The 13,804-nt window shown below is 44.1% G+C and carries 11 protein-coding genes; all 11 read left to right on the forward strand.

Features of this window, described 5'->3' with window-relative positions; genetic code table 11:
- Positions 1-197 precede the first annotated feature (197 nt).
- The 11 genes from HWX64_RS03285 (at position 198) to HWX64_RS03335 (ending at position 13,299) form a co-directional block, all read left to right on the forward strand.
- Positions 198-1,208: a LacI family DNA-binding transcriptional regulator gene (locus HWX64_RS03285; protein ID WP_175987229.1), complete on the forward strand. Its 1,011-nt coding sequence runs from the start codon at positions 198-200 to the stop codon at positions 1,206-1,208.
- A 197-nt stretch (positions 1,209-1,405) separates the two neighbouring features.
- Positions 1,406-1,840 carry an extracellular solute-binding protein gene (locus HWX64_RS03290; RefSeq protein WP_175987231.1) on the forward strand — a complete coding sequence of 145 codons (435 nt, stop codon included), beginning with the start codon at positions 1,406-1,408 and terminating at the stop codon, positions 1,838-1,840.
- Between the two features lie 22 nt (positions 1,841-1,862).
- The gene (locus HWX64_RS03295) at positions 1,863-3,068 is read left to right on the forward strand and encodes a glycoside hydrolase family 30 protein (protein ID WP_175987233.1); all 1,206 of its coding nucleotides are present in this window, start codon (positions 1,863-1,865) and stop codon (positions 3,066-3,068) included.
- Between the two features lie 630 nt (positions 3,069-3,698).
- Entirely contained in the window at positions 3,699-5,243 is a 1,545-nt protein-coding gene (locus tag HWX64_RS03300) for a CPBP family intramembrane glutamic endopeptidase (protein WP_175987235.1), read from the forward strand.
- A 546-nt stretch (positions 5,244-5,789) separates the two neighbouring features.
- On the forward strand, positions 5,790-7,688 hold the full coding sequence (locus HWX64_RS03305) for a S9 family peptidase (RefSeq protein ID WP_175987237.1): 1,899 nt from the start codon (positions 5,790-5,792) through the stop codon (positions 7,686-7,688).
- 259 nt (positions 7,689-7,947) lie between these two features.
- Positions 7,948-8,487: a sigma-70 family RNA polymerase sigma factor gene (locus HWX64_RS03310; protein WP_175987239.1), complete on the forward strand. Its 540-nt coding sequence runs from the start codon at positions 7,948-7,950 to the stop codon at positions 8,485-8,487.
- Positions 8,480-9,895, forward strand: coding sequence for a DUF4179 domain-containing protein (locus HWX64_RS03315; RefSeq protein ID WP_175987241.1), 1,416 nt, complete (start codon positions 8,480-8,482; stop codon positions 9,893-9,895). The genes HWX64_RS03310 and HWX64_RS03315 overlap by 8 nt, the downstream gene beginning before the upstream one ends.
- Positions 9,896-10,109: 214 nt before the next feature.
- Positions 10,110-10,460 (forward strand): VOC family protein, encoded by a 351-nt coding sequence (locus HWX64_RS03320; RefSeq protein WP_175987243.1) that lies wholly within the window; start codon positions 10,110-10,112, stop codon positions 10,458-10,460.
- Between the two features lie 53 nt (positions 10,461-10,513).
- Positions 10,514-10,942 carry a hypothetical protein gene (locus HWX64_RS03325; protein ID WP_175987245.1) on the forward strand — a complete coding sequence of 143 codons (429 nt, stop codon included), beginning with the start codon at positions 10,514-10,516 and terminating at the stop codon, positions 10,940-10,942.
- Between the two features lie 542 nt (positions 10,943-11,484).
- Positions 11,485-12,657, forward strand: a complete 1,173-nt coding sequence (locus HWX64_RS03330) for a processed acidic surface protein (protein WP_175987247.1) — start codon at positions 11,485-11,487, stop codon at positions 12,655-12,657.
- Between the two features lie 12 nt (positions 12,658-12,669).
- Positions 12,670-13,299, forward strand: coding sequence for a class D sortase (locus HWX64_RS03335; RefSeq protein WP_254871109.1), 630 nt, complete (start codon positions 12,670-12,672; stop codon positions 13,297-13,299).
- The last annotated feature ends 505 nt before the right edge of the window (positions 13,300-13,804 follow it).

The following is a 13,804-nucleotide window of genomic DNA, read 5'->3' on the forward strand; positions in this document are numbered from 1 at the left end:
TGCCCCATGGCCCAGACAATAAATACAGCCGGGACAAGGTCCCTGTCCCCCCCGTCCCGCCAGAACAGGGACAACAAACCCGCCCGAAGCCCGCCAAAACAACCCCTCCAAAATTTTTTGAAAATTCTATTGCACATCTATTTTTTCTGGGCTATAATAACATCAACGAAAGCGCTTTCGATGAAGAGGGGACAACGATGGTTACGATTTATGATTTGGCGAAGAAAACTGGGGTTTCCAGTACGACGGTATCCAAGGCTTTTAATAATTATGCGGATGTGAGTCCGAAGACAAAACAGAAGATCCTCGATGCGGCAGCCGAGATGGGTTATCTCCCGAACGCACACGCTCAGTCGTTATCGACAAAGAAGTCGTGGACGATCGGTGTGATGTTCGCCGAGGACAATGAGGTGGGGATGAAGCATCCTTTCTTCAATGCGATCATTGAGAGTTTCCGCAAGTACGTGGAGCGTGAAGGCTATGATTTGATCTTTGCTTCACGGAATCTGCGCAAGCGGGATACAAGTTATCTGGAGCACTTCCTTTACCGCGCTGTTGACGGGATCGTGGTCATTTGTTCAGACCCGAACGACCCTCAGGTGCAGGAGATGATCAACAGTCATGTGCCGATCGTGGTGATTGATATGACGGGCCAGAATTGCAGTGTGGTCTACTCGGATAATATCGAGGGCGGCAGGCTCGCCGTGAATTATCTTCACTCATTGGGGCATACGAAAATCGCTCATATATCCGGGGATCCGGGCATTGATGCCGGCGCCCAGCGAATCAAAGGATTCAGGAAAGGCATGGAAGAGTCGAACCTGCCGATCCGTGAGGGATATTTGGTGAATGGCGGATTCTTCTCCATTGATGAAGGAAGGGCAGCGATGAACACACTTCTGTCTCTGGAAGAAAGACCTACCGCAGTATTCATATCCGGTGACCATATGGCAATTGGCGCAATGGAAGCCATCAAGGAGAAGGGGTTAAGAATTCCCGAGGATATCTCCATCATCGGCTATGACGATATTGACATGGCTGCGTATGTAACACCGAAACTGACAACGGTCAAGCAGGATACGGACCGAATCGGGGCAAGTGCCGGGCAGTTATTGATCAATCAGATGAACGAGAAGAAAAAGATGAAGACCACGGACATCATCCCAGTGGAGCTCATCATCAGGGAGTCCTGTACATCGATAAACTAGTGCCTGGACTCCAGGCACGATAAAAATTTTTTAGGTGATTTCGAAACCGGTTTCGGAAACATATTCCAGCTGTTGATTTCCGTGTAAGACTTCCCAGTTTTGCAGGGAAATCAACAGCGGCACCCATGATTTTTTTGCAAGTTTTACCGAAACCGATTTCGACCACATATATCCATAAAGGACAAAGGGGGATAAACATGAAGAAGTTTCTAGCATTATTTATGACAGCGGTCCTGCTTGCAGGGGTGCTTGCCGGCTGTTCCGGAAGCTCGGAATCATCAGGAGGCAAAAAAGACAAAGATGTTGATTTGAAGATCTGGTCATTTACGGATGAGTTGAAGAAGCCTATCACGAAGTTTGAAGAGAAGAATGGGGTCAAAGTGGAACTGACAATCGTTCCGATCGCGGATTATCCGACTAAGCTCAAGCCTGTTCTTGAAAGCGGTGTCGGGACTCCTGACGTGTTCACAGGGGAAATTGCCTTCCTTAAACAATGGGTGGATGCAGGATACTGGGAGAACCTTTCCGAGGATCCGTACAATGTTGAAGAAATCAAGGATAAGTATGTACCATATGTATTCGATTTAGGAAAAGACAAGGATGGAAATGTAAGAGCCCCACATCGAACTTGATCCCGGGCTGAAATTTCAGGAGATGATCGGGTTCGGCGGAGCGTTTACGGAAGCGGCGGCTTACAGTTTGTCTCTTGTCAGCCCTGAGAAGAGGGCCGAAGTGATCAAGCGTTACTTTGATCCTGTGGAAGGGCTTGGCTACCGTCTCGGACGCACCCATATTAACAGCTGTGACTTTTCGCTGGAAAATTACACGTATGTGGAAGAAGGGGACACGTCTCTAGAGAGCTTCTCGATTGAACGCGAAAGGAAGCTTGTCCTTCCTTTGATTCATGACGCAGTGAAGGCGGCGGGCCGGGAGCTGTCTATCGTGGCATCACCTTGGAGCCCTCCGCCGTGGATGAAATCGAACGGTGAAATGAACAACGGCGGCAAGCTGCTGCCGGGGTTTGATGAGGTTTGGGCAGAGTACTATTCAAAGTACATTGACGCCATGGAAAAAGAAGGCGTCGCGATTTGGGGGATCACCATTCAGAACGAGCCAGAAGCGAAGCAGGTTTGGGATTCATGCCTGTACACCGGGAAAGAAGAACGTGACTTTATCAAGAACCATCTCGGGCCATCCCTTGAGCGGAACGGTCACGGCGATGTGAAGGTCATTATCTGGGATCATAACCGAGACGTCATTTTTGAACGTGCGAGTGCAGTGCTGTCTGATCCGGAAGCGGCTAAGTATGTATGGGGAACCGGCAACCACTGGTACGTGTCGGAGGAATTCGAGAATCTTTCAAAGGTTCACGATGCGTTCCCCGATAAGCATCTTATCTTTACGGAAGGATGCATCGAAGGCGGCGTGCAGGTCGGTGCCTGGCACACCGGCGAGCGGTATGCGAGGAATATCATTGGCGATCTGAACAATCATCTCGAAGCTTGGATCGACTGGAATCTCGTTCTGAACGAAGAAGGCGGACCGAACCACGTTGGCAACTACTGCGATGCACCGGTCATCGTGGATACAGTGAACGATAAGGTGCATTATAATAGTTCATTCTACTATATAGGGCATTTCAGCAAGTATATCGAGGCTGGTGGCCGCCGGATTTGGAGCGGAGTTTCTTCAAATCGTGTTACGGCCACGGCATTTGAGAATCCGGACGGCCGGGTTGCGGTGGTTGTGATGAATGCTGGGGATGATAAGGAAGACGTTTCGATTGCGTTTAGCGGTTCGGATGAAGCGATGACGTTTGATCTTTCGGGGCATTCGATTGTGACGTTTGTTTTGAGTTGATTTTGAGTGGGGAGAGCAGTCCTGTTGTGGGGCTGCTCTTTTTTGTGCGGGACATGGGGACAGGTCCCGTGTCCCATTTTCCAGGGATGGGAAGGGTGCTGTCAGTTTTGACTAATTATCATAGGATTATATATTTTGATTTAGGATCGTATTTTTGAAAACAGGATCATAAATTTCGAAAGAGGACCGTATTTTTTGTCGAATGGATCATAAATTCCAAAATAGGATCGTATCCAGCATCCAGGTTACTTTCAACCGGATGTTATCCAGGGAAAATGAACTCTATTAATCTTCTTCACTCTGTTTTGAGTTGAAACTTATGGTTATCTCCAAATTTTTCAGCTGAAAAAAGACAAATATTTATCTTTTACAGCCTTACATAGAAGTTAAGTCCTACGGCTGGAAGCTGATAACCCCGATTTTAGCGGCAGGATCTTAGCTCTTAGTTAGCTGGCCACTTCATACCTTAGTCAATGAAAAATACATATTTTAACAGTATCGTCACAATCTTATGTCTAAATTTCTAAAAAAAGGAAACACCCCTATAGTTGGTGTCAGGAAAAACGTACATTATAAATAGGAAGAAAGTTACATAAGGGAATCTTACAGATCAGCCAAAGGGGGAGTAAGATGGACACGCAGATGATCATTTCCATCATCATTTTAATCATGCTGGCGGAAGCCGGTGCTGTCATCCTGTTTGTAAAGTACAGACGGGGGGACATGGAAACGAACCCGTTCGTCACCATTTTGAAAAAAGAATGGGTGATCTTCTTTCATGCATTCTTCAGATGGAAGGTGAAAAAGAAGGGAGATAATGCAGTCCGCTCCTATGCCTACCACAAAGGTTCAAACTACTTTTGGTTGTTCATCGCGCTCCTTCATGAACAGGTGATCGAAGGCATCGTGTTTCACATCTATTTAAAAGAAGTAGATCCCCTCCGCGCAAACATCCTGGTTGTGCTTCATGTCTACACGATCCTCTACATGCTCGGAGATTATAACCTCGTTAGAAATTCCCCCATCCAGCTAAAAGGGAACCATGTCCTGATGAACATCGGGGCGAGAAGGTCGCTGCGCTTTCACATCATGGATGTCGAAACCATCCAGCCTGCAAAAACTCATTATCATAAACACGGCGGCATAATACATGAAAAGAATGTCTTCCATGTCACCGCGCTTCCGAGGGTGTTGACCCGGATCTTCGGGATGACCGATGAACTGAAATATGAAATCGTCTTTAAGGAACCGATATACGCACGCGGCTATTTCGGGCAGAAAAAAGAGGTTGGGAAGGCCTTGATCTACATGGATGATCCCGAAGCTCTCATCAGTGACCTTAAGGAGAGGACGGTAGATTATGATGAGACCGAAGAAATGGAAGAAGAACGGTTCACTGCTGCAGCTGTCGAAAGCAAACGGACTGCTTTGATCAACTGGAGGGTGTATTTCGCCCTGCTTTTCCTTAACATTCTGGGGGCATTGGCGATCGCCCCTTACGCAATTGCTAGGGAAAACCTTCATGAAGTCATGGGGCTGAGCAAGCTGTCCTTCACCCTGTTTTATGTCGTCCAGGTTTTATTGGAGGCGGGCATCCTGTTGTTCATCGGGCTGTGGCTCGCTAAAAAAGTAAAGCTGGGTGCTCCTGTCATCGAGGTATTTTTCAATAAAAGCCAGCCGCTTCGTTCTTTTAAGATGAATGGTATTCATTCCGCCCTGTACGGGATCCTGGCTGGAGTGGCCATCAGTATCTTCAGTCTGATCGTCTCAAAACCGCTCGGTGTGGACAATTCCTCATTGAATGAGCCGGCCTGGTGGCTTGGCACATTGGGGTCATTCGGGGCGGCCGTGAACGAAGAGTCGATCTTCCGGCTGTTTCTTGTCACGGTAATACTCTGGTTGTTCATGAAATTTACGAAAGGGGCGGTGACGAAACCGAAGATATGGACGGCGATCGTCATTTCATCTCTGGTCTTCGGGGTTATGCATTACAGTGTGGCAGCCGCCAATTTGGAGATGACGCTGGGGCTCGTACTCAGTATGCTCGTGATCAACGGGATCGGGGGGCTGGTATTTGGGGCGCTTTTTGTCTTTATGGGTCTCGAGTTTGCGATGATTGCTCATTTTATGGCGGATATTGTGCTTCATGTGGTGGGGCCGCGGATGGTGGAGTAAACACTTAATGTGGTCCAAATTTCTTTATGAATTCTTCATGTCCGCCTACAGCTTATTGAAGACGCGGCCCATGGGGACAGGTCCGGGGGCCAGTTTTTAATTTGGGGATCTAGTTGCTGAGGGTAGCTTCTTGTTTAGAATAATTATCAGAAGATCATATATTTTGATTTAGGATCGTATTTTTGGATTCAGGATCGTAAATTTCGATATAGGATCATAAATTCGGATTGGGGATCATAAATCCCGAATCAGGATCATAAATCATCAAGCAACCCCTTTTTTATTTTGAAAAGAGCTTTTTTTGAAAAGGGAAACCAGATTTTTACCTTAATCCCGGTGAAAATTCTTCAATCCAGTAAGGAAATGACTCGTTTTGAAGGGAAACTTCAACGATTTCAAGTATGGTCAAGTCTGCACCTGACTGGCGAGTAAAAGGGACAGGTATCTGGAAAAATAGATTGAGTTCTTTATATTTATTTGAAATAATTGGTATTAACAAAATCTTTAAGTCTACGACGATACCACCAAAGACTAGGAGTCTCATGAATGAAAATGACCGGAAAAACATATCCAACTATAAAAGACCTCATCTCATTACCAACCATATCAAGCCTCCACATTAGTGACGACGGCAAAAAAACAACCTTCGTCAACCGTACAGCTGACTGGAAAGACAATACATATAAGAATCACATATGGATCTATGAAAAAGATAAGGGGAAACCTTACGAGTTTGTAGAGGGTACGTCCCCTTTATGGTCGCCTGACTCTAGCAAACTCGCATACCTTCGTACGGTTAATGGAGGAAATCAAATTTTTGTAGAGTCATTGGATGGTGAAGGAAGGGTTCAGATCTCAGATGAGGAAGAGGGAGTAAGTGCATTCAAATGGGATCCTGCCGGCAACGGTTTTTATTATATTGCGCAGTCAAAAGAATCTGAGAAAATCAAGAGACGTAGGGAGATCTATGGAGATTTCCATCATGCAGGCAGGGAATATCGGAATCATTGTTTATATTACAAGGGTTCTGGTGAAAACAGCGCGGCGCACCAACTAACTGACGGTATGGAATTTCATATCGATGAATTTGATATTTCAAATGATGGGAAAAAGATTGTATTGATGGCTGCCCAAAGCCCGGATATGAAAGATTTTATTAATCGAGATTTATACATACTAGATATGCAAGCCGGCGGGCTGCAAAAGCTGAATGTCGATAAGCTGCTGGGAGGGGGCCTGTGCTTTTCCCCCGATGGCAGCAAATTATGTTACTCAGCAAGCATAAGGGAGAAGGAGTACTATCAAACTCAAATACAAGACAATACGCTGGAGATAGTCGATCTTTGTACCGGTGAGCGGATTCAGCCTCTCACAGATATTGATAGTACGGTTGTTCCTTTACGGTGGACAGCCAAAGGGATTTTAATCAAATGGCAGGATAAAACGAATGTTTGTATAGGGTTGTTATCCGAGGATGGCTCGGTGGAAATGGTCAGCAAGGATGGCTTTATACTGGATGCATCCATAACAGGGGATGGAAAGTATCTTTCCTATACCAAAGCGCGGCCGAATGAAACCTTTGAAGTCTATTTGGACGGTGAAAAGATAACGGATGAAAACAGCTTTTTTAAAGGAAAGCTTAAAAGCAACAGGGAAGTCATCTCGTGGAAAAGTCATGATGGCCTTGAGATAGAAGGGGTTTTAACAACGCCGGCTGGGTTTGATGAGAAAGGAGAATATCCCTTATTGGTGGTCATTCACGGCGGACCGGCGTGGGCGTCCTTCCCGATCCATTCAGGCTGTTTCAATGATAAGTATCCGATTGAAACTTTTATTGAAAAAGGCTTTATCTTGCTGGAACCAAACTACAGAGGCAGTTCCGGTTACGGCAATGAATTTTTAAAAGCGAACTATCGAAACCTCGGAATCGGTGACTACCAGGATGTGATATCAGGGGTGGATGCCCTCGTTGACAAGGGGATTGCCGATAAGGACCGGGCCGGGGTGATGGGATGGAGCCAGGGGGGATTCATTTCAGCTTTCTGTTCCACCTACAGTGACCGGTTCAAGGCGGTGTCAGTCGGCGGCGGGATCACGAATTGGCGCCACCATTATGTGACTACAGATATCCCTTGGTTTATCAGGATGCATTTAGGAAATGAACCATGGCACGATCCGGAGGTTTACGAGAAAACATCGCCGATGAACTATATTAAATCAGCCTGTACGCCCACTTTGATTCAGCATGGTGAAGAGGATGCAAGGGTTCCGATAACCAATGCATATGAGCTGTATAGAGGATTGAGGGATATGGGAGTGGAAACTGATTTAGTTGTTATTAAAGGAATGGCTTATAGTTCTGAGCAGCCGGGGGTGAATGCGGCTGTTATGGAGCAGAATTTAGGGTGGTTCTCGAAGCATGTGCTTGGGGAGAGTATGGAGTAGAGTGTGGACGGTTCCCGCTCTGCTTTTTCTTTATTATAAGTAAAAACGGGACATAATCATCAATAATCTTCACTGTATGGCTGGATTCCACTGTGAAAATCAGTAGAAGTACTGTCCCCGCATCTGCCAAAATCGGTTTCTGTTTATATTTTTGAACGCAGAAATCGACTTCCATGGCATGCTTTTCAAGAAAAACACATAAATTTGAAACTTTTCTTAAGAATACATCCCACTAATGAGTAAAGGGGGGGAAAAATAGGTGCAAAAACAAAACGAACGACTAGTTAAAAAAGCGATAAAAGGCAGTAAGAACGCTTTTGAAAAATTAGTTCAGCAGCACTACGAAAGAATCTACAGGACTGCTTATCTCTATGTACATAACGAAGAAGATGCATTGGATGCCGTACAGGAAGCGGCCTATCAGGCTTATAAATCGATCCATTCGTTGAAGCATCCGGAGTATTTCCTGACATGGCTGACGAGGATTGTGATCCGGTGTGCGGTGGATGTGATCAGGAAACGAGGCAAAGTAGTGCCGATGAACGATGACTATTTGTCCAACGTGCCGGATGAATCCACCCCGGACATTGAAGGGTCATCACAGCTTTTACATGCCATTGGACAGCTGAAAGTGAATCACCGTACCGCCATTATTCTATTCTACTATCATGATTATTCGATCAAGACGATCAGCACTGTGATGGACATCCCGGAGAACACCGTGAAAACCTACTTAAGCAGAGGAAAAGCAGAGTTAAAAAAGGTTTATGAAAAAGAGGAGGAAAGGTCCCATGGATAATAAGGAGCTAAATAAGGCAGTTGAACAAATTCCGGTGCCGAAAGAAAAAGTATTGAATGCCATTTCCAAAGGGATCAACCGGGACGGGAACAGAGGGCATGGAAAGAAAAAGAAGGTGCTTGCCGGTGCTGCCTCTGCAGTCGCTGTTCTTGGCATCACGATTGCTTCCGGATTTGTAAGTCCTGCGATGAATCATGTCTTGGCCAACGCTCCGTTAATCGGCGGGATTTTTCAAGAATTCAACGATCAAAGGGGGATGGGTCTCGCCAGTCAGAATGCTGTCACCGAACTAAATCAAGCAGTTACGAAAAATGGAGTAACGGTCAAATTGACCTCTGCTTATTTTGATGGAAGTGTCGTGTCCATCACCGGATTTGTGGACGACGGAGTTGAAAATGGCCGGAACGAAGAAGGCGAAGTCAGTTTTGACGTGAACTTTGAACACAATAAGGGAGACAATGATCCCTGGCTGAACGGTCAGTCACGGGATATAAGGAAAGTGGAAAATGGGTTTCATTTTCAATGGAAAATGGACTACCCCCATGAAACATTTAAGGAGAATTTCACTCTTCCTGTAACGATCCATAATATCAACGGTATTAAGGGAGAATGGAATTTTGATATTCCGGTTAGGCAGGATCAAAATAGCAAAGTTACGATTGATCAAGGGCAGGAGTATCCGGACATGGGGGCCAGCATCAGGATCAAAGAGATTCTTACCGCAAAAGAATCGTCTTCCCTTGTTTATGAAACCACGCACCAATATAAGGATGATGGCATAAGGATTTCAAAAGCGGTTGATGAGAAAGGGAATGTGTATAGGTTTGGAAACCAAACGATACTTCAGGAGTCGGAACAAGAAGGTGGTTATCATAGTGCCGTTCGGACAGAGATGACCAAGCTGAAGGCCGGAATCACTTCCCTGACTTTTTATCCGCAGGTAAATATAACAGCTCCAAGAGAAGAGCAGCTCCTCAATATAAGGACATTTATGTTAAAAAGCGAGCGCCTAGGATTAGGGCTACAAGTATATGATGTCGTGCAGCAGGGCGATCAATTAGTCTTGGATTATCAACTTACCGGGCTTCCGGAGAACATAAGTGATCATAAACAAGAAGTGATCAATCATAACCTGGAATACGCTTTCTGGCTGGTCGATAAAGATTATGTATCAGAAATTGATCCGGACAATCCATTTCCGCCTAAACATCATGGCATTACATTAAATAAAGCAAAGGTAATCGATCAAGACACTGGACATTACCAATCTACATTCGATTTGAAAGGAGAAGAAAAGATACAAGACTTTAATCTGGAAGATACAGTCCTCCTGTTTGAATTCTCATCGTTTGTTTCTACGGAGGAGTTGAAACCATTTACGGTTGAATTTCCGGTGGGGGATGAATAGGGAATTAGGTCCGATAGGTTGGTGAGTGGAGCTGATTGCAAGTCGTATGATGCGAAATAGTGGGGCGATGGCTTATGGGAGTCATCGTCTTTTTTATTAAATCACTTAACCCGGATCTTGTGAAAATTCATCTTGAGTTAGCTGCCTGATTTTGAAATAATTGGTAGTGAGTTGGATGATGGTTCATTCAACAATAACAAAGGGGGAACTGTTGATGTCAAAACCAATCGTAAATCAAATCGGAGCTGCCTTCATTCCTGTGAGTGACGTTGAAAGGGCACGCGTCTGGTATTGTGACATATTGGGCTTACCGTCAGATGGAGAGATTTTATTCGGTCACCTGTACATACTGCCTATGAACGGAACGGATATCGTATTGGACAGTAAAATCTATTCTGAGGAAACGATTTATAAAGTTCCGCCTTTTCATTTAAACACACATAATATCGAAGAAGCCTATGAATATATGAAAAGCAAAAATGTAGAAATCACAACCGGCATTGAAGGGAATTGGTTCAATTTTAAAGATCCGGACAGGAATCATTTGATGATTTGTCAGTGTTAGATTGGCCACTGAACGGGGGATCAGATTAGAAAGATATAGGCAGGGGGATTTCAATGCATCCAATAACAGGAATAGAGATTTTATTGTCTGCTGCTCTTATCTTCATTCTTTTTGTTACCGCTTTTCTATTGCTGGAAAAGATAAGGAGAGTGAGTATCATTGCTGCATCATCTACCACTGTCCTACTACTGTCATTCTTCGCTCTTCGGCCCTATTGGATTGATTATCAAGTATCCAGGAAGACCGAACAACTCAATCATTACCTTGAGGGAAAGTACCCCGGTCAAGAGTGGGAGATCAGCCGTCAAAACGGGAGGCAGTACAATCCTTATCACCTGAATGTCCAGTTCGCAAATGAAAAAGGGTGGACGTATACTTATTCAATATTAGATGAAAAGAACATTTGCCAGAGTGTATGGACACCGCCGGAAGGCATTCTCCCTAATGAAGGGAAACATTTTGACCGCGGGGAGTGTGAATAATGTAGAGTGGGCGCGGTTACCCACTCTATTTTTTTTATTTTAAAGCATTGTTAATAGTTCTTTGCTTAGGAATCATCCATCGTTGGCAGGCGGGGATTGGTTATTTTTGTAAAAGTTAGCATATAACGAAATAATTCAGCATAATTCTCTAAAAGTCAGCATAAATCCAAATAATTCAGCATAAATCCTGTAAACTCAGCATAAATCGTAATGGAACCCGGTCTAAGGGGAGATGTGAGTCGCGGAGGCGGTTTTTATAGCTGCTAATCAAACGATTCAAGGCAATACAGATAAGTAACAAGGAAGAACCGATGTGGTAATCCTACTTACTAAAGAATGAATAGAAATTTATTCATGAACTAATTTCATGAATTCTACTAATCTATACAGGCAAAATGAAGTAGTCATTCATATTCAAAGAGCTGCCTTTTTCAATAGCAGCTCTTTACTGATTTTATAGAAAAAAATACCTATATCCAAATTCACCCTCTGAGATTATACTATTCTAGATATGAAATACATAACCCTTTGGAGGATAAGTGATGAAGCGTTTACTTTCGCTAGTTTTGGTATTGGTTTTGGGCTTGGGAGCTGTACCGGGAATGACATACGCGATTGAGTCTAATGACCCGGATTTTGAAGATTTTTTGAAAAATATTGAGTGGGAAAAGCAGGATTATATCGATTATCTTGAAAGCAAAGAATGGTATTTGGAAGATTATGAGTCTGTGGAAGATCTCGGTACACCACTTTCAGAGGAATCTGTTCAGCTGGTACTACAGGAATTCGACCTGAGTCGAGAAGAGTTGAATGAACTTCTAGTTGAATATGGAGATATAGAAGAGGGACAAGATGTGTTGGATGGCACATGGATCATCTTTTCGGAAGAACTTCATGAGTATGTCGATTTCTATTTGAACGGCTGGGAAGGTACTCCGATTGATGATGAAAACCTTATGCAGCTGATGAAAGATTATGGTTTTGACTCTATAGAAGCACTGGAGCAATTTTTAAAAGAGAATGAAGATTCCATTGAAAACTATCAGTATATCGAAGATCTTGAGCTCGCTGTTGATATCTATGTGAACGGTGGAGCAAATTTAGATGAAGTATATGGCCTCTTCACTGAGATTGGCCTGACGGATGACGAACTTGAGAAGCTGTTTGCTCATTTTGAAACGCTTGCGTTTGAAGATCCTGCTTTCCTGGATCAATTAATCCAGCTAAGCGAGAGAATGATGGCGTTTGAAGAATTTGAAACTGCTGAAGAACTTACAGCAGGACAAATTGCAGAGCTTATGGATATATTTCATGAGTTACTTCAACTCTTTGAGTTGGAAACTTCGTATTACCTTGTGAAAGATGATGAAAAACAAGCCGTTTCATTTGAAACTCTGATGACGATGGACACGACAAATGGATATAATCTTTTGATGGAACTATACAACAAGCAAGGGAATTTCCTGGCTGATCTGCTGCTGACGGCAGACATGTTTGGCTCTGAGCTCATTCAAGAGACCGGGAAGGACATGAAACAGGCAGAGGAAATTGTGACGGCTGCAACACCAAGTGGATCGGAACCACTTGTCAAAACAGTCAAAGGCGGAAAGCTTCCGAAGACAGCTTCTGATTATGTAGGCAATACATTCGTTGGCCTGGCATTTGTTTTAGTTGGTGCTTTCTTATTCAGGCGCTTTAGAGTCAAAGGGATTTAACCTCAAATGAGAATGGTCAAACGCAGCAAGCGTCTCGTACCCCTTTTATTGTCTGTTGGTTTCATTATATTCGGAGCATGGTTTACCGGGACGAATGCCTATACCTTTTTAAAAGGGTATCTGCTCTATAAAACTGGACAAGTAAACGCTGAAGATTATACATCGAAGCCTGAGTTGAAAGAGAAGGAACAGAGCAGTGAACAAGAGAAGGTCTCCCTTTACGCCGAACGTCCAGAAAAGGGAGAAAATATTGGAGAGCTGATTATCCCGAAGCTTGAGGCAAAGCTGCCGATCTTTCACGGGACACATGAAGATGAGCTGGATAAAGGAGTGGGGCATTTCGCCGGCAGTGTCCTGCCTGGTGAGGAAGATAATACTGTCCTGTCAGGTCATCGTGACACTGTCTTTCGTAAAATGGGTGAGGTGGGGATAGGAGACCTGCTAGTTGTGCAGACATCTGCGGGGGAATTTACGTACAAAGTCAAAAAAGTACGCATCGTTGACAAGAATGACAGGACGGTCATCGTCCCAAAGCCAAGGGCGACCCTGACTGTTTCCACATGCTACCCGTTTAATTTTATCGGTGCATCACCAGAGCGTTATATACTTGTAGCGGATCTGATTTCGTCAAAAAAAGAATGAACCGCTTCCCAAATAATGGATTCTCCGGAAAAGGGCCATTATTCGGTTTTTTTGATTGGGCATTCTATATCTGGAGACGAATCTTTCTTTGTTTTAAGTAGAGTGGGGACGGTTACCTACTCTGCTTTTCTTATTCTTGAGGCATTGGGATGGTTATCTTGCTTTGGAAAACAAGGGGCATCCCTCGTTGATGAAGGTTGGTTATTTTTGGTAAAGTCAGCATAAACTGAAATAATTCAGCATAAATCTCTAAAAGTCAGCATAAACTCATTTCTTTCAGCATAAATCCAAATAATCCAGCATAAATCCAGAAAAGTCAGCATAAATCGTAATGGAAGCAGGATCTAAGGGGAAATGCGAGCCGCAGAGGCGGGGCTAATGGCTGCAAATCAAACGATTCAAGCCAACCTGATCCTTTTTCATGGCACTTTTTAATAATACATTCCACTTTCCAGATTTACGTTCCACTTTTAAAAAATACATTCCACTTTTCACATATACGTGC

The organism is Bacillus sp. Marseille-Q1617, assembly GCF_903645295.1.
GTDB lineage: Bacteria > Bacillota > Bacilli > Bacillales > Bacillaceae_B > Rossellomorea.